The following is a 21,844-nucleotide window of genomic DNA, read 5'->3' as shown; positions in this document are numbered from 1 at the left end:
TTAGGAAAATATATTGATCTTTTTCCAGGGGCCCCAGACCCACCGTGCCCAAAGTGTGATTCCCAGGAATGCCACGTATAAAGTTGTCATTGACCAGGGGCCCAATGCCCCGAATTCCGGGTAAAATGTCACCATAAAATATCCACCACCGCAGAGAATAACGGTTGAAAAGCCCATCAATGCAAATGCGGGAAACTTGGTGTCCCCGGCGCCTCTCAATGCGTGAGAGAAGGTGATGAACAGGGAATCGAATACCTGGAAGGTTGCTGCGAACAACAACATTACCCGTCCTGTCGCAATTACTTCAGGGTTATTCGTAAAAACACCAAGAAATGGATCTCGGAATAAAAAGTATACGATGCCCATAAAAATCATGTAACTCATCATGACCTTTAGAGCTAAAAACACCTGTTTGTTTGCAAGTTCCTTTTCGCCCTGACCTATCGATTTTCCGACAATAGCGGTCACAATAAACCCCATTGCGATGGCTGGCATAAAGGAAAGATGGAGGTAGCGTACGACTATCGTATTCGCTGCTAGCGGCTCAGTTCCAAACAAGCCAATCATCCAGGTTAATATGATTCCCCAGGTAACCAGATCCCATACGCCTTGAAGACCACCGGGTGCTCCAACCCGGATTAATCGCTTAATCTTAACCCAGTCATAATTCGGTTTAGCTGTTTGATACTTTTCTCTAAATTCTTTTTTCCAAAACAAAGCAAAAATGATCAAGCATTGGCTGATGGTTGCCAATACGGTTCCCCATGCCGAGCCGGCTACACCCAATTCCGGAACTATCCAGATCCCAAAAATAAGGAAGTAGTTAAAAATGATATTTAATACCGATCCCGTAATGGCTGAGAGCAGCAAATACTTGGTGCGGTGCAAGCCCGTAAAGAAATTACTCACCACCAGCAGCATTAAATTGGGAATACCACCATAGAGGCTGATTCGGAAGTAGATGACCTCATAGTCCTGCACTTGGGGCGCGTGCCCCATGACTTTAAAGAAGAAGACTGCCAGGTTCCAAAATATGGGAATCAGTAGGGAGCCGTAGATGACTGCAATCCAAAGTGCATTCCAGGTATACTGTCCGCATGCTGGTTCGTTCTTTTGGCCGAGGCTTTGGGCTACAAATGTGCTCACAACCACAAAAAATCCCCAGCCAAAACTGATGAGTACCAAGTAGGCGAAACCGGCCGGCATTACCGCCGCCAATGCTTCATCTCCAATTCTTGCCACCATCAAGGCGTCGGCAAATTGCATGCCGGTTATCGCTAGATGAATGATTATAAGCGGGGTTGCCAAAGACAGCATGGACTTGAGCTCTGCTCGTGTGTCGAATGTGAATGGCTTATCCATGGTTTGTAGCGTTTCCTAGACAGATAAAAAGATGCGCCACTCAAACAAGTTAATTGCTAATAACAATGGTAAACGCCCAGGTCTGGTTAGGGAATTTAGTTATCAGGTTTTTAGAAATCCGTGTTGTGGTTTTTTTAACTGTGACCATAGTTTTAAAAGAACCTAGTTAACTCATGATAGATACGATCAAAAAAACACTTCTCGCCGGGCTTGGTGCCACGGTGATCACAGCCGAAAGGGTCGAAAAGGCCATGGGCGATCTAATTGAAAAAGGCAAGTTGAGCGCTGAAGAAGCGAAAGATGTTGCGAAAAAGGTCGTTGAGCAGGGCAAAGAAGAATGGGAAAATTCCCGTCAGGAGCTCGCTTCAACAATGGAAAAGTTTCTTCAGGAGGCAAAATTGGCGACCCGTGAGCAGCTTGAAGCCCTCGGAAAACGCATTGATGAATTGGAAGCAAAACTTGCTGACAAGCAAGACGACTAAGCCGGCCCCTTGAAACCCTTTTCGCTATTGCGCGACGCCGTTCGTGCAAAGGAAATACTTACGGTCCTGGTCCGCTATGGATTTAGCGATCTACTGAATCGTTTGAACATCCCTGCCAGCTGGCTTGGCCGGCTGGTAAACAAGGTGGACCACGTCCTGAGTCCCTGGGATCGGATCCGCATGGCGATGGAAGAACTTGGGCCGACTTTCGTCAAAATCGGTCAAGTGATTAGCACCCGCGCAGATAGCCTTCCAGCACCTATGTTGGAATCGCTGAAACAGCTTAGGGACAATGTGAAGCCTGAACCATTTGAGAAAATCAAACTTACATTGGAGGCTCAGCTTGGGCAAGACGCTTCAAACTGCTTTGATGATCTGGAAGAAACGCCTGTTGGAAGTGGATCGATTGCCCAAGTTCATCGTGCGGTTTTAAAGGATTCCGGAGAAGTGGTAGCACTAAAGATTCAACGTGAAGGGATTCAGAAACGATTAACCGCCGACCTGGAAATTCTTGGATGGTTAGCTCGTGAAGCGCATGAGCGCTTGGAGGAAATTCAGCCTTACAATTTTCCGCGTGTCGTTGAACAACTCAAACGTAGTTTAATGTCCGAGTTGGATTTTACACATGAAGCCAACTACAGTGACATCTTCATAGCTCGAAATCCTTTCCCTGAATCCGTCTATGCTCCCAAAGTGTATACCCAATTTACTACCGAGCGTTTACTGGTTACGGAATTTGTACAAGGTATTTCACCAGAGAAGGTTTCGGCCACGGTAGAGGAAAAGAAAGAACTCGCCCGAATTGGCGGTAGGTCGGTATTTCACCAGATTATTTGTAACGGTTTTTTCCACGCAGACCCACATCCGGGTAATGTATTGGTTACTGAAGACGGGCGCATATGTCTTATCGATTGGGGAATGGTCGGTCAGTTGACCCAAGGTATGCGGTATAACTTAGCTGATTTACTCCAGGCGGTTAATAAACGGGATATCGAGCATATTGCTCACCGAAGTATTCGGATGGGGCGCCATATCAGTCCAGTCGACGAGTCGAAGCTTGAGATGGATATTCGCCAAGCCCTGGACCGATTTGGTCCTGAGATAAAAGTGCACGACTCGGGGCGAATTGTTCTCGAACTCCTTCACGTGATGGGAGTAAACGGAATCAGTGTTGCTGAAAATTATGTTATGCTGGCGAAAGCGGTAATTTCTATCGACCAAACCTGCGTTTCTCTGGATCCAGATTTCAATATAGCTGCCGTTGCCAAACCCTTTATTGAGGAGCTGATGCGTGAACGTTGGCAACCGAGATATTTATTGAGGAACTTGTATTGGATTTTATCGGACGGCTTGGGGCGCATGACTGAACTGCCGGGTAATATTCAACGCGTTTTGAAGAGAATTGAAGAGGAAGATATCTCGATCAATCTTCATCACCAGGGAATCGATGACCTGAGTAATTCCATAAATCGTGGTGCAAGTCGTTTGGTTTTGGCTGTGATTATCGGTTCATTGATTATGGGCTCTTCCATGATTATTACAACAGGCGTTCAGCCGTTGCTTTGGGGGTATCCAGCCATGGGAGTAGTGGGATACGTGATATCCTTTATTTTCGGAGTATGGGTGATCTTCGATATTATTCGCGGAGGAGGGCATAAATAATCTTGGTTAAGTGATACCATGCGGTATGTTAAGTTACTTCCGATATGCATTGTATCGATTCTATCCAGACAGTCGGCTCTGACACCGTGATCATTGGTTGGTGGTTTGAACCCGGAAAGCAGATAGCCGAGTGCCAGTTTGTAGATGGGAAAGATCGCATCAGCCTCCAGGGCTATGGGTTAGCTTCGCCCGACGTGGCCACTATTCATGGTGACGGAGCCAATCATTGTCGATTTGAGTTTCGCGTTCCCAAGGTGGAAATCTACGGTCATCTTGCCCTGAAACTTAAAACAGATGGGACCCGATTAATACCCATCTCAAGTCGAGAAGATATCCGGGACCAAGTGGAGGTTCTGGTTCATTATTTTTCCCACGGACAATATTTCGGACGTTTTAAGCTCCCGGAGGATGCTCTAGTGAAAAGAGTAGATATTTCGATGGGTGGTTTGAATGATGGGGAGGCCTATCCGGTGGCGGCAAAGGACTGTAGTTTCGACCAAAAAACTACCATTTTGAGTTTGAATCCCAAGATTCGAAGAGGCTGGGAGATTGATCGGATTAACGTTTTTATACACCTGAAGAACGGAACGTTACTAACCCTGGTGGATATTAGTAATCATGCCAGGGAAGGGATGGCTCCTTATCAGATTGTCCAGAGATTTTTTGATTGGATTGATGAATCCCAAGAACCGCTTTCAATTTTGGAATTGGGTTCAAGAGCACGGTCGGGCAACACGAATCGGGGTCAATTTTCGGATAGACATCATTATACGGGCGTGGACTTGCTGGAGGGTGAAAATGTAAATATCGTCGCAGACGTACATTCTCTTTCGGACTATTTCAAGCCCGACTCGATTGATGGCATTTTTGGAATCTCGGTTTTTGAGCATCTCGCTATGCCTTGGAAGGCAGCGATCGAGTTAAACCGCATCATGCGCATGGGAGCCAGGGCTATGTTTTTAACCCACCAAACGTGGCCGCTGCACGACAAACCCTTCGATTTTTGGAGATACTCGTCCGAGAGTTGGCATGCGTTATTTAACCAGAGTACGGGCTTTAAGCTTGTTGAAGCGGCAATGGGCGATGAAGCACATTTAACCTCGACCCTACAAGGAAGTGCCACGTTGTTTCCGGACGATTCTGTCTGCTATTTAGCTTCTGGGGTAATTGTGGAAAAGATAGGTAATACCAGTCTTTCATGGGACGTCCCCGTGGACGAGATTTATAGGGGAAGTTATCCTCATTGAGGCCTTTAGAGGAATGGGCTTATTTTATAGAGCTTGCGGATTTCTTAAATTGGAACTTCATTAAAGGTTCAAAGGTCCGCCTTATCATGCCGCGAATTAAACAGCTAATTTTCCTTCTATCTTTCCTGAGTATATCGGTCTGTTTATTTGGAGAATCTCTGACCAGATCTGAATTGCAGGAGAGGCCTCGTGTCTTCCGTGGACCTTACAATGATGTTGTTCTGGATAACTATTATTATTCACCAGCTGCTTTTCTTTATCCCGGATACCATTCGCCTTATTATAGCCCTTTGATGGTTTTTGGTCCTCTGGCCCCCGGAAGAAGCTCCATTAGCTTTTCCGCAGGGTCCGATGGATACATGGGAACTTCCTTCCAAACCTCCCAGTGGATTCCAGGCACTGAGATTTTATTCTCCCTTTCTTCAAACTACGAAAAAGGAGAATTATATTACTCACCCTATGACTACGACATTTCGAGGATTTCTCCGGGCTTTTCATGGACCAATGGTCGTACGTCTTTATTCCTCGGTTTTGAATTTTCCGAACTCTCCTTGGAAGCAAAGGATAAAAAGCTCAAAGCGAGGCCCCGTGTAAACACCGGTAGTCCGCTCAAATCGCCTTCTGAAGAAAGTCCCACTGTCGATGATCTCGTGTTTGATAACCGATCAGTATCTGTTGGATTGTCCCAGCAAATCGGCGATCATTCGAGTATTTACCTCAGCGTGAGTGACGACATGTTTAACTCTCATGCTACCTCACTGGGATTTTCGCATAGAATGTTTGATGCGTCCTTCGGTACGGGACGAATTGGAAACGGAAGTTTTGGCAGGTAAATTATTTCCCTGCCTCAAGATGAATCGCCAGCCATATCGTTTCATCAGCTGTGTAGACGACTCGGTGTTTTCTGCCTTTTGGGATGAGCAGGTAGTCGCCTTTTTCTAAGGTAACCTTACTACCATCTTCATACTCCAAAGTTCCTTTTCCTTGTTCCATGATTACCCATTCGTCCCAATCCTGGTTATACCATTCCTCTTCCGGTGTAGTATGACTGTTTGAAAGAATCCGTTCTATCGTCACCCCATTGGATTTGTGTAAAACCTCAACGATTTCACTTCCTGAAAGGGCGGGGAGGTTCTTAAAGATATTTCCAAAGGAGGAATCCATCATTTGAATTAATCCTCAATCTACATATCACCGGCAGGTCGAACATCGAGGCGCATTTCTTCTTGAAAGAGAATTGCCATGCCCCGGAGTTTCCTGAGGGCTATTGAGTCTCGTATCGGATTCTTTTCACCGGGATCTGCTTCCAGGTCGAAAAGAGTAAGAGAAGGGTTCAAATACAGTTTCCATTTACCAGACCTGACTGCGGACAGGGCACCCTGGCTTCCGTGATAAAAGAAAGCATTAAGATATTCATCTCGCGTAATGAGATCCGCCCATTCTCCTAGCGGTGCCCATCTGCGTCGGAGGGGAGAACCTGTGTTGAGTGCCGAACCGTAACCTGCAGCTGGAACCACATCGGTTTCTCCTTTCAGCAACGGCGTGATATCTCGTCCATCAATGGTTCGGTTTTCATTCACCTTGATGTTGGCCATGGTTGCCAGGCTTGGAAACCAATCCATGGCCGTTACCACTTCGCTCGATTCGTGCCCTTGGCGAATTCCGACCCCAGGTCCCCAAGCAATAGCCGGTACTCGAATGCCTCCTTCGTATGTGGATAGTTTCGAGCCTTTAATCGGTTGTTTGACATTTCTACCTGGCTGACGGCCGTTGTCGGAGGCGTAGACCACCAGGGTATTTTCATCAAGACCCAGATCTTCGAGGGTCCTGAAAATACGCCCAACATTGTGATCCAATTCTTGAATGGCATCTCCGTATTCACCCCATTTAGATGAGCCTTTAAATGGGTCGCTCACTCCCAGGGGATTGTGAAGCATGGTGTGTGGCAGATATAGGAAAAATGGATTCTCTTTGTTTCTTTCAATAAAAGCTATCGCTTCGTCGGTGTAGATCTCAGTGAGCTCCGCCGGGTCTGCCGGTCTTTTAACGACCTGATTGTTTCTCATGAGAGGAACTCCGCCTTCATCTTTGAAATAAACTATTTCAACCGGATCCAGATTGTGGAGTAAGCCGAAGTAATAATCGAAGCCCTGGTTCTTGGGAAGAAACGGTTCCTTGAAACCCAAATGCCATTTTCCAATGCAAGCAGTTGTGTAGCCTGCTTTTTTAAACATCTCACCAAGCGTAATTTCAGAGGGATGAATTCCGGAATTCGAATCTGCTCTATGAACCCAGATGTGATTGCCAATGCGTCTTGGATAACAACCGGTCAAAAGTCCGGCGCGGGAGGGACTACAAATAGGAGCTGCTGCATAATAATCCGTGAATCGAATTCCTTCTGCGGCCATTCTATCGATATGGGGCGTCTCAACTTCGGTGGCCCCATAACACCCGAGGTCGTAATAACCCTGATCGTCAATAAACAGGAATAGGATGTTCGTTCGATCAGCAGCAGAAAGCCCGGCGGCGAGTAAGCACAGGATGGGTAGGAGTTTCATATAGAAAGTGTTGAAATACGTAAGAGAAAGATGGTCGATGGTGAAAAATTAAGTTTTCTTAGAAAGTTGAATCCAATCGGCCCATCTATCCCGTCCAATAGGATAAACACACCTTTGTTATTATGAAAAAATGGATCAAACAAATAGTAGTCTTTCCTGCATTGTTGGGCGTTACTCATGGAACATATGCTCAATCATTTGATGGAATCTCCATCGACTCACTGGCTGTTTGGATTTGGAAGTATTGGCTCAAACATCCCATTATTCATTCCTTTTGCAGGCATGGCGTTTTCTCTCGTGGCTCTCTTAGTTATTTTTGGATGGTTGCGTATTGTGGACAAGAATCGACATGCTACCATTCAGAAATATCTGGAATTAGGAAAAGAAGTGCCTGAGGAATTGCTGGCAGATCGCGGCAAACCAAAGAATTGGCAACCTGTATCGGATATTCGTAAGGGCTTGATCTGGTGTTCAGTCGGATTGGGGATTTCATTGACCCTTTTTATACTCACCGGGAGCAGTATATATAACTTTTCCGGAGCCGGGCGATCCTCGGCTATTGGAATAATACCTCTATTCATTGGAATAGGATATCTGATTGCGGCAAAGTTGGATGCCAAAGGCTCAAACGAAGAAGGGTAATCCACACCTGCTTCAATTCAAGTAGGTCCCATTTGTTGCCGAACATATCCTGAAAGACGGCTACGGTTCCATAGGGTTCAACTCTGGGATCTTCGAGGAATTCAACTCCCATTTCCCGGTACGCCTTGTAGTCGCGGTAAAAATCATCCGTGTGGAGAAAAAGAAATACGCGTCCTGCTCCCTGGTTACCGACCATTTGTTTTTCGTCCTCTGTCTTTGCTTCTGCTAAAACGATTGCAGTCCCTGTTGAGCCTTTGGGAGCTACCAGTAACCAACGTTTTCCTTCTCCCAAGTCCGTGTCCTCAAGTAGATCGAAATTGAGCACTCCCGTATAATAGTCTCGAGCTTCTTGGTAGTTCGGAATGATGAGGGAGATGTAGCCGATGTTTTGCTTCACTTTTTCAGTAGGTGCTTTTGGGAATTGGGAATGCGGTCATAGCGGAGCTCTCCACCAATGAGTCGCATGAGCTCTCCACTCTTCTGAGCCTCATCGGTTAATAAGAATTCAACTTCGGGAGCAGGAAAATCAGGAATTTGGTCCTCCGTTTGGTCAAAGAGTTTCTTTAAGCGTTTCACAACATCCGGATAGATTTCAGCTACGTCGATCTGTTCGCCGGGATCAGTTTCCATATTGAACAGCATCATCGCCTTGGGTTCCACCCCTGTTGATATGCCCGGATATTCGGTCGGGTCTGGTTGTTCAAAAGGAGCTATTATCGTAACCCCGTCCGGAGCTCTTCGATTGAGCCGTTTTCTCGCTTCTTCCGGTGGAAGATCGACCATGTTTACAGAGCCTGGATTGCGAACATGCAGCTTCCAGTTTCCAGAACGAATCATGGCCAGATTGGCTCCGCTCATTCCGAAAATAGCTTCATGAGGACTCGGATGACTGCTGTCCTTTAGCATGTTTAGAATGGACATCCCATCAATCGTTCGGTCCGTCGGCACTGGAATTTGAGTTAGATCGCAAATAGTCGGAAGAATGTCGATCGTCGCTGCCGGGTGATGATTGACTACTCCCTGTGGAATCGTTCCAGGCATGTAAGCGATCACCGGCACGCGCAATCCACCTTCCCAGGTTCGCCCTTTCATGCCACGTAATCCAGCGGACGAACCTCCGTAAAAAGGTCCGTTGTCTGATGTGAAAAGGACGAGGGTGTTTTTTTCTAAATTGAGCTCCTTCAGCCCGTCAAGAATGCGACCAACTGAGAAGTCCAACTCCTTAATCACATCCGCATACAAGTTGTCTGGTGTGTCCGGTGTATAAAAATTATCCGATACAGCGAGCGGCTTGTGCGGCATTGCCATAGGCAAATATACAAAGAAGGGTTCATCTTTTTTGCGTCGGATGTAATCCAGGGTCAGGTCGGTGTATAGTTGCGAAAGCTTCCCTTGAAATACAGGATATTCAATGACTTCCTCATTCTTAACCATTTGGACGGGGAACATATCGTTGGAGTAAAGGATGCCTTGATACTCATCAAATCCCTGAGTGCGTGGTAGCCATTGTTCACGGTGCCCCAGGTGCCATTTCCCAAACATCGCTGTGCCGTATCCTTGTTCCTTCAATACCTCTGCTATGGTGATCTCGGAGGACGGCAGGCCGATATTGTTTTGTCCAGCATCGGGTGCCGGGTTTCTAACGACACTATGTCTGAAAGGATATCTACCTGTCAGGATCGTTCCTCGTGACGGCGCGCAATAAGGTGTCGGCACATAAAAGTCGGTCAGCATGGCACCCTCCCTTGCCATGCGGTCGAGTCTTGGAGTTTCGAATGGACAATTCTTGTTAAAAATCCCTACGTCGCCGTATCCCAAGTCATCCGCGAAGATCAGAATGATATTGGGCTTTCCTTCATTACGGTGGCTGCTTGCTGAAACCTTGGGGAGGTTGGCGCTTAAAATGGCGACAATGATGCCCAGTATATTAAGAATTCTTTTAGTATCGTTTTTCATTAACGGGGTGGGTAGGAGGAGAAGTAGGGTGGAATAAAATACGTTCCTGGGAGAATGGTCAATGTCCGGTAGATTATTAAAATTGAGTTCCTTCAATGGTTAAGAGTCGATAGATGTTGGGGATAAAGTATAGTAACTTATAAGCTCATGAAAGTTGATCGAATTTTTGAAACCATTCTTTATTCCGAGGATTTGCCATCTGTGAAATCATTCTACGAAGGTGTGTTGGGCTTAACCCTGATTAAGGAGTCTTCGCTCTTTCTTGTCTTCCGGTTGCCAGGCAGTGTGCTGCTAATTTTTAACCCAAAGGAAAGTTTGGTCAAAGATCGAGGTATCCCTCATCACGGTACGGCCGGTGAAGGGCATATCGCATTTGCTGCTTCATCTGATTCGATTCAGAAATGGAAAGATCATTTTGAAAAGTTTGGCGTCGAGCTCGAAAAAGAAGTTCCCTGGGAGGCTGGATCACATAGCTTGTATGTCCGCGATCCTTCCGGCAATAGCGTGGAAATAGCACCACCTACTTTATGGGGTGGAGATTGGGATTTTTAGACCGACTTTAACATGTAATTCCCCGTGGTCTCTGCCGCGGGGTCGGTGACTGATAGGAAGTTTGAGCATTCGAAATCGGCAGCGAGCTACCTCCTACAGTTGTATTTGCGATACGAAATGTAGGAGGTAGCTTGCTGCCGAGCATACCATCAACGATGTCCGCTCAGTCTTTTGGAGAAAATGAAAATGATAAGTAGAATGCGAACATCTGGTGGGATGTTTTAAGCCTTTCATACCCTGTGGTTGTTGTTCGCTTCGCTGTCGGCCAAGGCCTCGGTATTGCCACAGGGTTTTGATTTATATCTCAGAGAGATCCACCTGACGATTTTCATGGTAGGATTTGGCTGCCGCCAGGGCAATTTTCAAAGCTTCAATTCCATCGTTGACCGTGATCGATGGATTTTTATTGTTCCGGACGTTATCCACGAAATCTGCTAGTTGATTAACATAGGCTTTTTCAAATCGCTCATAAAATCCAGGCACTGTATCGTGAGAGATATTGTTTTCTTTCATGACCCGAATAGGAGTCTCTTGGGTATATCCCATCTGGAGGGTTCCTTCAGTTCCAAGAATTTCAGCCTGGATATCGTAACCGTAGATCGCGTTGCGGGAAAGATCTACCGCACCCAGTGTGCCGTCCTCGAAATACATCGTTACGATCGCGTTATCGACATCGCCAATCTCTTTCATTTCTGGATAAGCAAGCACACCGGCAACCGTAAATACACTTTTAACCTCGCCCATCAAAAAGCGGGCAATGTCGAAATCGTGAATGCCCATATCTACGAAAAGGCCGCCACTGTTTTCCGGTCTCAAGAAGTCTAGTTCTGGTCGGACACGGTCACGGGAGGTAGCCTTGTATTGCACGCGTTTTCCAATGACACCTTCTTCGATTTTCTGTTTTGCTGCAATATAGGCGCTGTCGAAGCGGCGCATAAATCCCATTTGGAAGAAGGCTCTCGTTTCTTCCATCACGTTTTTAATTTCAATACATTCAGCGATGCTAAGGGAGAGTGGTTTTTCGCAGAAAATTGCTTTACCTGCGCGAGCAGCGTCGATCGCAACTGGCTTGTGGAGGTTGGTGGGTGTGACAATGACGATTGCCTCTACCTCATCATCCGCCAACAGGTCTTTATAATTTTGATACCAACGTTTCGCGCCGTATTGTTCTGCTACTTGTTTGGCTACCTCTTCGCGCACATCTGAAACAGCCACGAGATTCGCATGCGGTAACCGGTTAGCGCAATAGTTGGTATAAAGGCTGCCAAGGCGACCGAGGCCAATCACTCCGATATTCACTTTTTTATTCATAAATTCCAGATTTCTCTTAGGTGTCTATTTTCGATCGATTCCATTTAAAATTCCTTACACTCCGCTATATGCGTTGAACCCTCCGTCCACCGGGATAATTACACCCGTAATAAATGCAGATAACTCCGATAGCAGAAATAGGGTAGGGCCGATGAGCTCATCCTGATGTCCAAATCGGTGCATGGGGGTGAGTTGAAGTACGCGACGATAACGGTCGGTTAGTTCGCCGCTTTCGTCGTAGGCCAAAAATTTTAATTGCTCGGTCAGGAAAAATCCTGGTGCGATGGCGTTTACCCGAACGCCTGTTTTGGCCAAGTGCACTGCCAGCCATTCCGTGAAATTACTCACAGCACATTTGCCTGCTGAATAGGCCGGTATTTTTGTCAAGGGCCGGTAGGCATTCATTGAAGAAATATTCAATATGGTTCCTTTTCCCTGTCGAACCAATAGCTGTCCCAATATTTGAGAAGGGAGAACGGTTCCCATGAGATTTAGATCCAGCGTGCGGCGGAATTCATTTTCCGGAATATCGAAAAAGGACCCTTTTAGATCAGGAGCATCCTTTTCAATCTGTTCGATTTCAGTAGACGCTTTAGGGCTATTTCCACCAGCACCATTAATCAGGAAATCCAGCTGACCAAAATGATTAACCAAAGCATCACGCGCCTCCTCAATGGAGGATTTTTCGAGTACATTGCAGGCGATGCCTGTGCTCTTGATTGCATGTGTTTCGGATAGCTCTTTCGCCAGAGTCTGAGCCTTTTCAAGGTCGAGATCCAGTATGGCGATATTCATGCCAACTGATGCTAACCCGTGAGCGAGTGCGTGACCTATGACACCGGCTCCGCCGGTAATCGCCACGGTTTTGTTTTTTAGATCTTCAAATGGTTTGTCCATAATTCCGAGAGAAAGAGTTGGAGGGAGATGAGTTTAACCTGCTTACTTTCTCCATACGTCTTCATCACCGAACCATCGTGAGGTAACCGTTTTTTCGCGGGTAAAGAATCGAACGCCGTCACTCCCTTGAATGTGAAGGTCACCAAAAAAGGATTGGTCCCATCCACTAAACGGGAACATCGCCATGGGCGCAGGGACTCCCACGTTAATACCAACCATACCTGCTCTTACCCGGTGTTTGAATTCGCGCGCGGCGCTGCCCGAGGTAGTGAATATTGCGGTACCGTTTCCAAATGCGGAAGCGTTGGCCAATTCCAATGCTTCTTCCAGGTTGCCTGCTCGCAAGACACTGAGGACGGGACCGAAAATTTCTGTCCTGGCCAAAACGGATTGTGGTTGAACATCGTCGATAATCGTCGCTCCAAGATAAAAGCCGTTCGGGGCTTCGGAGACTTTTAGTGAGCGTCCATCATTCAAGATCTTGCCGCCTTCATCTCCGCCTTGGGTAATCAATTCTGTTACCCGATCGCAATGTTCACGAGTTATGACTGCACCCATCTGAGGTTGAGGGTCGCGGTCGGTGGGTCCGACTTTCAGATTGCGGGCGGCTTCTACCAGCTCCGGAAGCACCGTTATAGATGCATCTCCAACGCAGACCGCATTTGCAATTGCCATGCAACGCTCACCTGCACAACCAAAAGCTCCTCCCATGATTCCATCGACCGAGTTTTTAACTTCGGCATCGGGCATGATGATGACATGATTCTTTGCCCCGCCGTTGGCCTGTACCCGTTTGCCGTTTTTTGTGCCGGTTTCGTAAATGTATTTTGCCACAGGCGTTGAGCCGACAAATGAAATCGCCCGTACGGCTGGGTGGGTGAGTAGGGCATCCACACTTTCCTTTCCGCCGTGGACAAGATTGAGGACTCCCTTCGGAAGTCCTGCTTTGTCGAGAAGTTCTATTAGGCGGATGGCCGTCAGCGGAACTTTTTCACTTGGTTTAAAAATGTAGGTATTGCCGGAAGCGATTGCCAAGGGGAACATCCACATGGCGATCATTGCAGGAAAGTTAAATGGAGTAATTCCGGCGCATACGCCGAGTGGTTGACGAATCACTTCACAATCGATGCCGCGTGCGATATTTTCCAGGTATTCTCCTTTGAGTAGTTCGGTTATTCCGCAAGCGTACTCAACACACTCCAATCCCCGCTGCATTTCTCCCCGCGATTCACCGAATGTCTTGCCGTGTTCCATACTGATGATTCTGCAGATCGCATCAAAATCTTTTTCCAATAATGCCCGGTACCTAAAAAGAACTCGTGCTCGTTCCATGGCTGGAGTTTCCCACCAAGCTGGAAATGCATCCTGGGCTGCCTGAATAGCCTGTCCAACCGTAGCAGTATCCGCCAGCGGTGTTTCGGCGATGATCGCACCCGTTGATGGGTTGTGTACCGGACTGGTTGGAAGATCAGACCGGTCGATCCATTCGCCGTTTATGAAAAGAGGGCAGGGTAACAATGTTTCTGTTGAAGTGCTCATGAAAATGTTTTTTTGAAAATGAATTAAATAAGCATGAGGCTGCGAACCACTTTAAGAAGACCTTCATACCCTTCAATGAATTGAGTAATCGTATTGATAGATGCTCCGTAACTGACGAACTCGTCAGGTGTCATCCCGTCTTCGTAATAGGCCTGCTTAAAATCATCAAACTTCATCAGCTCGCTTAAAATAGTTTTGTCCATCGGTTCGTTCAGACTCAACCTGGGAGTTATTTCCGCCTCGTTATACTTCTTCCACCAACCATAAGGAATCGACTGAAGCACATCAGGACCAATGATCTCCGACCATTGTACCTGGTTTCTGTAGGCTGCGGCGAGGAGGGTTGATTTATAACCGCGTTCGCGAAATATTTCTGCGGCGTGTTTGAAAACGGCAACACCTCCCCATTCAAGCGCAGCTGGATCGGCATCGATATGCTTACTTGCGGCTGAACGTTTGAGTTGATCGTCCACGCGACCCACCATGATGGTGATGTACGGATGATTGGCGTCCGGGTTTTCGGCCCGCTTCAAGCCACGTTCTATGGCTTCTGCTGCTGCCACAGCCTGAGCTACAGAAAAAGAAACCGTCACATTTACACGAATACCTGCCGCGGTCATTTCTTCAAATGCAGCGATCCCGGCCTTGGTTGCTGGCGCTTTTATTGCAATGTTGGGTGCCAATGCTGCGAGCTCCTTCCCGTGTTCGACCATGCGTTCGGTATTGCGGTAATACTTCGGATTTACCTGAAGGCAAAGGTGTCCTTTTACGCCGTTTGTTTTTTCGAATACCGGGAGCAATAGTTTGGATGCGTCCATTCCCACGCGCGCAATGAGTTTCCAGGCAATGTCCTCCTCTGAGTCAGAAGGATTGTCTCTTATCAAATCCTTCAGCACAGGAATCCAGCGAGCCGCATCCTGCTTCACGGCTGCAGCCACAATGACCGGGTTGGAGGTTGCACCAACCGCACCGGTTTGAACTGCATCGGACAATTCCTGAATATCGCATGAGTCGTTCCACCAATCGGCGCCCAAATCTTTCATGCGTTGCATGTTGTTCTGACTCGTTGTCTGTGTATCGGACATAATAAGGATTGTTTAAATTTATAAACCAGTTGTTTCGCGAATGTATTTTCGTGCCATTCGCGCATAATCAAAAGGATCGGCCATAAGCGGGTCTTGTTCAGCTTCGACTACATACCAACCGCTATAACCGTTTTCGGCAAGGCGAGCTAGCAGATGTGGATAATCAACCCCCGTTTCGATTTCGTCTCCTGGCACCGTATAAACACCAGCGCGGACCGCTTGACCAAAGGAGAGTCCTTTTTCTCGAACCTCTTGCACCACTCTTTGGCGAACGTTTTTTAAATGCACATGAGCGATACGGTCCAGGTAACGGTCCAGAATGGTTTCAGGATTGATACCTGCAAAGGTCAGGTGCCCGGTATCAAAAAGGAGCTTCAGTTTTTTCGTGTTGGACATCAACGCATCGAGGGAGGATTCCGATTGAACCACGGTTCCCATGTGATGGTGGTAAACGACTGGTAACCCTTCTGACGCTGCCAGGTCGCTTAATTTGTCCAGACCTTGGTAGACCCTTTCCCATTGGTCTTCGGAGATGGTTATCAGGTCGGGACCAAACTTAAGCGGGGCTGATTCATCACCATGAATCGCCTGACTGCTTTCGGCCACAACGACCACAGAAGCATCCATGGACTTCAGGAAGTGAAGGTATTTTAAAAAACTGCTTTCCTCTTCTTCGTACTCTTTCTCTGCGAGATAAGTGCTGTGCCAGCCACCAATGAGTCGCAATTGAAACCTGTTCATCATTGGCCGGAGTTCGTCTGGGTCTTGGGAATATTTGTGACCAACCTCGGTTCCAACGTAACCCGCTTCCTGCATCTGCTGAAAACAAGTTTCTAAAGGAGTGGTTCCGCCCAAGTCTCTGAAGTCGTCATTGCTCCAATTGATGGGATGCACCCCTAGGGGGTTGTTTAGTTCCCGGAATTTATCATGTGTGTTCAATAGTAAAACCTTTGCTTCTTTTTTGCTTCGTTGTAGTTCTCATGCGCCATTTGAACCGGTGGAAGATTAGAGGATCCGGAGACGGGTACTTCCCACCAGGAATAACCGGGAACATTGGATTCTCTGCGAATGGGAACGTAAATCAAAGTGGTCCGGGTTTCCTCTTTTGCTTTCGCCAGAGCCTCAATAAAAGATGCTTCGTCCTCTGCCCTGAATACGATCGCTCCCATACTCTTGGCGTTTGCGCAGAAATCAATTTCCACGAACTCTCCATCCAATCGATTGTTTTCCTTCTCACGATGACGGAACTCGTTGCCGAATTCGTTTCCACCACAACTGGTTTGCAGGCCGCGGATGCACTGGAATCCGTGATTATCCAATAACACGATGGTAATTTTCAGGCCTTCCTGAATGGAGGTTACAATATCCTGGCTCAGCATCATGTAGCTCCCATCACCGACCAACGTATAAACTTCGCGATTGGGGTCCGCCAATTTCACGCCCATGGCTCCGGCAATTTCGTAACCCATGCAGGAGAAACCGTATTCGGAATGATAATCCATGGCGTCTTTGCAATTCCAAAGCTTGTGAATGTCGCCGGGAACTCCGCCGGACGCGTGAACGGTGGTCGAGTTTTCATCACCAAATTCATTAAGGATGTGAATGGCTTCACTCTGGTAGAGAAGCCCTTCCTCGTTTTTCGGATGAACAATGTCTTCACGTGTTGTGTTCCAGCTCGATTTCCAAGCAGAGATGTCCTTGGCGTAGCTTTCAGGAATTGAATGACCATTCAGTGCGTCTGTCAGGTCCTCAATGATGGCCCTGGCGTCTCCCACCATTGGAAAGGCACCGTGTTTGTGAGCATCCATGGCGTGAACATTGATGGCAATAAACCGGACGTCCGGGTTTTGGAACTGCGATTTCGAGGCGGTGGTAAAATCTGACAAACGTGTACCGATATTGATTACCAGGTCTGCTTCAACAGCTGCTCGATTGCCGGCGGAATTTCCGGTGGCTCCCACGGATCCAAGGCACTGCGGATGACTTTCCAGCAACGACCCTTTGCCGGCTTGAGATACCACCACTGGAATACCGGTTTGTTCAGCAAAAATTCGTAGTGCTTCTTCTGCTTCGGAATAGTGAATGCCGCCGCCTGCAACAATGAGTGGTTGTTTCGCCTCTTTTATTTGGCGACAAGCTTCCAGTAAGACTTCTTTCCCTACGGGCGTTCGCTGTATGGTGTATACCCGGCGCTGAAATAAATGTTCTGGAAAATCAAAACTCTCGGCTTGAACGTCTTGCGGCAAGCAAAGGGTTACTGCTCCGGTTTGTGCAGGGTCCGCCAACACTCGCATGGCTTCGGGCAAAGCGCTGAGCAGTTGCTCGGGACGATAAATGCGATCCCAATATTTGGAAACCGGTTTGAAACAGTCATTTACTCCGGAGTCCTGGGTGTGCGGATTTTCAAGTTGTTGCAATACTGGTCCAGGAATTCGGCTTGCAAAAATATCTCCAGGCAGGAGTAGAACCGGTAGCCGGTTGACCGTAGCAGTTGCCGCACCGGTAATCATGTTAGTCGCGCCTGGGCCAATGGATGAAGTACAGGCCAAGGTTCCCAATCTACGTCGAGCTTTGGCAAACGCGGTTGCTGAGTGAACCATGCATTGTTCGTTTTTGCCTTGGTAAAAGGGAAGTCCGTTGCCGCCATACTCCTCCAAAGCTTGACCGAGGCCGGTCACATTTCCGTGTCCAAAAATGCCGAATACACCATTAATCAGACGGTGTTCCTGGCCATCACGGGCTACGTATTGGTTTTGTAGAAATTTGACGATGGCTGCGCCAACGGAAAGTCGTTCGGTTTTCATAATTAGTTGTCTTTTTTGGGTTCCCAACCTTGGTTGGCTGCATCCAGGGTCCAGGCATGATCAGCCGTAAATTCAAATCCGGTATAGGGATTATTTTCCAGGTGACGGATCACCCATAAATACCACATGCCATAACCGGGCGCCGAAACCTGGGCATGATCCAGTTGAGGTGGAATAATCATGGTGTCGTTTTGCTGGACCTTAAAAACAGCATCGCCCAGTTCTGCGTGTCCATACCCTTGCGGTTCTGTAAATCGGTAATGGTAGATTTCTGGCTGGTCGTGGTGATGGGGTGGGTAGCTGGACCATTTCCCTGGGTAGTTGACGACTTCTCCAATAACGAGGTTTGCCTCGGGGTTGGTGTCGTAATCGAAAATCAAGCGAACATTTCTCAGGCAGGCATTCTGAACCAGGCCGGCACCACGGTATTCAGGAGATAAATTATCGGGAGTATAAATGCGGGGAGTAAGTTTCCTGTCATTGGTGGTTCGCGTTACAGCCCATTCCACTTCCTTGCTGAGAGGCACAATAGATAAAGGAGTATCAGGGCCGACGTGGATAGCCGTCGGGGCCTCGTCGAAAATCGACTCCCGTTTCAATACCAGATTCTGGTCGCCCGCACTGACTTGGGCCTCGCCTCTGATCAATACCCAAACCGACTCTTTTGCATGTGTTTCTTCAACAGGCTCATCCGGACCATGAACCAGAATACCGAAATCCATCTGGGTATCCAATCCGCCTGCGCTTGTATCACCTGCTTCGGTTATTTTTGTGTATCCTTTTCCGTAACCTTCGGTAGGCCTGGGGACTAAATGGGATGTTGGACTGTTTGGGGAGTTTTGCATAGAAGAACTGATGAAATAAATTTACACTTTCCTAAGGGTCGTTGACTAGGAAATCTTTTAGTCGGGCCAAATTATTAAAGCCTTTAACCATGGTTAATCAATTTGTCCCGACGAATTCCAGCAGCATGGGATAGAACTTATAGACAGCTGTATTGTAAGCCATGGCAAGGAGTAGGACAAACCCGATACCGGCTACTGTGTTCAATCCTTTACTGTTTTTGTAATCCCCCATGATATCGGTACGATTTGTCAGCCACAGTAAAGTGCCTGCAACCACGGGTGAAGCAATCACGACCGCCGCTTGAGCGGCTACGATGGCGGCGACTGGACTGACTTGGGCTTTGATGGCATAAAGCGCAACGCCCATCCCGGTGAGGAGGACTACACCGGTCAAAATTCGCGGAATTTTTTCTTGTGGAGTACTTCCGAGATTGAATCCGTCGGACAGAATGAATCCTCCAATCATGGAATTTACGATGAAGGATGAAAACGCTGCTGAAAATAATCCAAGGCTGAATATGATCCGGCCTTTTTCACCGAATAACGGATAAAGGGAATTCGCAACATCAGCTGGAGAGTTAAGTTCTTTTCCGCGCAAAACAGCTGCCGCAGTTATCATTAGCATCAGGGTGATCAAGGCCATGATGATGGCTGAAACCCGCGCATCTACCATGCCAGCTTTCAAGTCCTTAATTTGCCAACCCTTGAAACGAACCAGGTAGGACTGATAGTAAGCCGCTGATATCACAAAGGTCGTACCGACAAGTCCGAGCAAAGGCAGGCCGATTTCTGAAAGGCCAGATGGGACAAAGCCAACAACCAGCTCACCGACGGCCGGTTTTGCGAAAAACAGATTGACCGCGAAGGAAACCAACATGAGGCCTACGAAACAGGTCATTAACTTTTCCAGTGCCGAATACAAGTTGCGGAATCCAAACACAAACGCCAGCGCAACAGCGTTAAACAGGATAACCCAGTAGTCACCTTCCACGTAGGTGGAGATGGCGGCATGTACGCCTAAATTATTTCCGAATTGGAATCCGGCCGATATGAAAAATACACTTAGGCCAATAAGAATCGCCAGCCAGCTTCCCGCGTGCTTTCGAACAAGGTCACCGTTTGATTGTTGTGAAACGACTGCCAGTTTTGCTCCTAGGGCCGTGTAGGTGAGCATAAAAATTACTGCCAATACGACGACCCAGGATTTTGAATAACCATCCGCAGCCCCCACTTTGGAACTGGTTAAAATACTCCCAGGACCAATTACCACGCAAGCGGTCACCAAACCGGGACCAATAGAAAATATCCATGATCGTTTATTCTGCGAGGTTTCGTGGTCGGGTTTTGCATTACTGCTCATATCAAATACTGGTGGTTGTAGGATAATGGAGGTACGAAAACAGAACGCCGGGAATTACCTATTTGCAATTGCAAATTGTAGAACCCTTCCCATGGGTGTTATTTTGAAAGATGTCAAAATCCTTGCCAGCGGATTCACCGCAGAAATAGTCATCCTTAATTTTTTGTAGGAGCAAATTTAGTCGCGACTCATACATCACCCCCTCAAGTCGCTCCTACACTTTGGCAAACCTCCCGTTTCTGACATCAATTGTACCGAGGTCTTGACCGACAACGAAGTGAAAAACAATCACATCCTGTTTCCCCAATCCGAGGTGACATTGTAAAATATGGCTGTGAGAACCTCGCCGGGATTTAAAATCGCAAAAACACCAAACGCTATCGGCCTAGATACAAATCTCGGCCTTTAACCAGCGACTCCATCTTACGATTGGCAATAGAGCGTTTAAGCATCCAGAAACCACAATCAGGGTGAACCCAACCAATACGTCCTGCGCCTACATATTGAGCGGCCTTTTCGATTCGGGCCGCGACTTCATCCGGTGATTCGACGTGGTTGACCTTAATGTCGATGACCCCGATCCCCAGTTTTATTTTAGGATCCACTTCCTTCAATGCCTCCAGGTCATTCTCGGGTCTATGAGCGAGTTCCAATACCAGGTGGTCGGTGTGCAAACCATTGAGGAAATCAATAAGTAGTTTCCAGCCGCCTGCCTGAATAGTCTGACCTCCATAGTTTCCGAAGCAAAAATGCACCGCCTTTTGTCCCTTCACCTTGTCAAGAATTCGGTTGATAGCTTCCTGGGCGATCGGAGCATTCTCAGGACTGCCGGGCACGTTGGCTTCATCGACCTGAACACACGCACAGGGAAGTTCACTTACCTGGTCAGCTAGTGCGTCCGCAATGGCCAGTGTAAGCTCACCCAGATCACCGTAATGATTATCCAGAAGTGTGCGTGCCAGCATGTATGGACTGGTGAGGGTAAACTTCAGGGGTCCGTTTGCCACCGCGGCTGATCGTGTGCAGGCTTCCAATAAATCGAGCGTGCCTTCTCCGATAGGTCCGCGCACCACACCCGCTGGTTTGAAGCGGAAGTTCATTTCCTGCTTCAACCTGAATGAGCGAGCATCCGTCAGTCCAATCTGGGTATCAATACACCCCAGACGGGAAATGAAATATTCGATCATGCCGTTGGTGTCGGGATGGTTTACATCAAAGCGGTAAAGTTCCCCATCCGTTGGTAAGTCGATGCCGTACTGCTGTTGTGTATGAATGACGACCGCCGTTGCATCCAGGACAGACTGTTCGCTTGGCAGGGCTGCGAGCCAATCAATAGGGCTGTAAGAACCTACAGTAGTGGTAAGGATCTCCGGAGTTGTCGGAAGGGTGGTTGAATAGCTCATAGGGTAATCGAGTGTTTTGGGAATAAATATACCTGCATATCAAATGCTGGATTTAAGAGTTATGATTATCATGGATGCCCCGGGAATTATCAATTCATAGATCGGGTAATATTCATTGGTGATTCGGGCAATTTGAAAA

Annotated in this window: 20 protein-coding genes; 6 read left to right on the top strand and 14 right to left on the bottom strand. The window is 47.5% G+C overall.

Going from position 1 to position 21,844, the window contains the following annotated elements:
- Positions 1-1,362 carry an MATE family efflux transporter gene (locus tag O3C43_02225; GenBank protein ID MDA1065300.1) on the bottom strand — a complete coding sequence of 454 codons (1,362 nt, stop codon included), beginning with the start codon at positions 1,360-1,362 and terminating at the stop codon, positions 1-3.
- Positions 1,363-1,535: 173 nt separating this feature from the next.
- Here O3C43_02225 and O3C43_02220 point away from each other — a divergent pair, with 173 nt between their 5' ends.
- The 4 genes from O3C43_02220 (at position 1,536) to O3C43_02205 (ending at position 5,586) form a co-directional block, all read left to right on the top strand.
- Positions 1,536-1,844 carry a hypothetical protein gene (locus tag O3C43_02220; GenBank protein MDA1065299.1) on the top strand — a complete coding sequence of 103 codons (309 nt, stop codon included), beginning with the start codon at positions 1,536-1,538 and terminating at the stop codon, positions 1,842-1,844.
- Between the two features lie 9 nt (positions 1,845-1,853).
- Positions 1,854-3,506 (top strand): AarF/UbiB family protein, encoded by a 1,653-nt coding sequence (locus tag O3C43_02215; protein ID MDA1065298.1) that lies wholly within the window; start codon positions 1,854-1,856, stop codon positions 3,504-3,506.
- A gap of 44 nt (positions 3,507-3,550) precedes the next feature.
- Positions 3,551-4,753: a hypothetical protein gene (locus O3C43_02210; GenBank protein ID MDA1065297.1), complete on the top strand. Its 1,203-nt coding sequence runs from the start codon at positions 3,551-3,553 to the stop codon at positions 4,751-4,753.
- Between the two features lie 86 nt (positions 4,754-4,839).
- Positions 4,840-5,586: a hypothetical protein gene (locus O3C43_02205; protein MDA1065296.1), complete on the top strand. Its 747-nt coding sequence runs from the start codon at positions 4,840-4,842 to the stop codon at positions 5,584-5,586.
- Position 5,587: 1 nt separating this feature from the next.
- On the opposite strand, the gene O3C43_02200 is transcribed toward O3C43_02205, so the two are convergent.
- Together O3C43_02200 and O3C43_02195 are read right to left on the bottom strand one after the other, a co-directional pair.
- Positions 5,588-5,920, bottom strand: coding sequence for a cupin domain-containing protein (locus O3C43_02200; protein ID MDA1065295.1), 333 nt, complete (start codon positions 5,918-5,920; stop codon positions 5,588-5,590).
- A gap of 17 nt (positions 5,921-5,937) precedes the next feature.
- Complete coding sequence (locus O3C43_02195) at positions 5,938-7,311, bottom strand: sulfatase (GenBank protein MDA1065294.1); 1,374 nt, start codon at positions 7,309-7,311, stop codon at positions 5,938-5,940.
- Between the two features lie 186 nt (positions 7,312-7,497).
- On the opposite strand from O3C43_02195, the gene O3C43_02190 reads away from it, so the two are divergent.
- Positions 7,498-7,953, top strand: a complete 456-nt coding sequence (locus O3C43_02190) for a DUF6249 domain-containing protein (protein MDA1065293.1) — start codon at positions 7,498-7,500, stop codon at positions 7,951-7,953.
- Here O3C43_02190 and O3C43_02185 read toward each other — a convergent pair.
- On the bottom strand, positions 7,889-8,350 hold the full coding sequence (locus tag O3C43_02185; GenBank protein MDA1065292.1) for a VOC family protein: 462 nt from the start codon (positions 8,348-8,350) through the stop codon (positions 7,889-7,891). The two genes, O3C43_02190 and O3C43_02185, sit on opposite strands and share 65 nt — an antisense overlap.
- Positions 8,347-9,909, bottom strand: a complete 1,563-nt coding sequence (locus O3C43_02180) for a sulfatase (protein MDA1065291.1) — start codon at positions 9,907-9,909, stop codon at positions 8,347-8,349. Before O3C43_02180 ends, O3C43_02185 begins: the two co-directional genes overlap by 4 nt.
- 147 nt (positions 9,910-10,056) lie before the next feature.
- Between O3C43_02180 and O3C43_02175 the strand changes: the two genes are divergently transcribed.
- A complete protein-coding gene (locus O3C43_02175; GenBank protein ID MDA1065290.1) occupies positions 10,057-10,461 on the top strand; it encodes a VOC family protein in 405 nt (134 codons plus the stop codon).
- Positions 10,462-10,758: 297 nt separating this feature from the next.
- Here the strand turns inward: O3C43_02175 and iolG are convergent, their stop codons facing one another.
- The 9 genes from iolG to O3C43_02130 all read right to left on the bottom strand — a co-directional run bounded on the left by iolG (position 10,759) and on the right by O3C43_02130 (position 21,705).
- Positions 10,759-11,772 carry an inositol 2-dehydrogenase gene (gene iolG, locus O3C43_02170; GenBank protein ID MDA1065289.1) on the bottom strand — a complete coding sequence of 338 codons (1,014 nt, stop codon included), beginning with the start codon at positions 11,770-11,772 and terminating at the stop codon, positions 10,759-10,761.
- A 54-nt stretch (positions 11,773-11,826) separates the two neighbouring features.
- Positions 11,827-12,669: an SDR family oxidoreductase gene (locus O3C43_02165; protein ID MDA1065288.1), complete on the bottom strand. Its 843-nt coding sequence runs from the start codon at positions 12,667-12,669 to the stop codon at positions 11,827-11,829.
- A 42-nt stretch (positions 12,670-12,711) separates the two neighbouring features.
- A complete protein-coding gene (locus O3C43_02160) occupies positions 12,712-14,208 on the bottom strand; it encodes a CoA-acylating methylmalonate-semialdehyde dehydrogenase (protein MDA1065287.1) in 1,497 nt (498 codons plus the stop codon).
- 23 nt (positions 14,209-14,231) lie between these two features.
- Positions 14,232-15,293, bottom strand: coding sequence for a transaldolase (locus tag O3C43_02155; protein ID MDA1065286.1), 1,062 nt, complete (start codon positions 15,291-15,293; stop codon positions 14,232-14,234).
- Positions 15,294-15,311: 18 nt separating this feature from the next.
- Positions 15,312-16,187, bottom strand: a complete 876-nt coding sequence (iolE, locus tag O3C43_02150) for a myo-inosose-2 dehydratase (GenBank protein MDA1065285.1) — start codon at positions 16,185-16,187, stop codon at positions 15,312-15,314.
- Between the two features lie 41 nt (positions 16,188-16,228).
- The gene (iolD, locus tag O3C43_02145; protein ID MDA1065284.1) at positions 16,229-18,097 is read right to left on the bottom strand and encodes a 3D-(3,5/4)-trihydroxycyclohexane-1,2-dione acylhydrolase (decyclizing); all 1,869 of its coding nucleotides are present in this window, start codon (positions 18,095-18,097) and stop codon (positions 16,229-16,231) included.
- A gap of 2 nt (positions 18,098-18,099) precedes the next feature.
- On the bottom strand, positions 18,100-18,942 hold the full coding sequence (locus O3C43_02140) for a 5-deoxy-glucuronate isomerase (GenBank protein MDA1065283.1): 843 nt from the start codon (positions 18,940-18,942) through the stop codon (positions 18,100-18,102).
- A gap of 97 nt (positions 18,943-19,039) precedes the next feature.
- Positions 19,040-20,302: a divalent metal cation transporter gene (locus O3C43_02135; GenBank protein MDA1065282.1), complete on the bottom strand. Its 1,263-nt coding sequence runs from the start codon at positions 20,300-20,302 to the stop codon at positions 19,040-19,042.
- Positions 20,303-20,679: 377 nt separating this feature from the next.
- Positions 20,680-21,705, bottom strand: a complete 1,026-nt coding sequence (locus tag O3C43_02130) for a cobalamin-independent methionine synthase II family protein (protein ID MDA1065281.1) — start codon at positions 21,703-21,705, stop codon at positions 20,680-20,682.
- Between the last annotated feature and the right edge of the window lie 139 nt (positions 21,706-21,844).

Source organism: Verrucomicrobiota bacterium (genome assembly GCA_027622555.1).
Taxonomy (GTDB): domain Bacteria; phylum Verrucomicrobiota; class Verrucomicrobiia; order Opitutales; family UBA2995; genus UBA2995.
The sequence above is the reverse complement of the archived record's forward strand: the minus strand, read 5'-3'. Positions and strand labels throughout refer to the sequence as shown.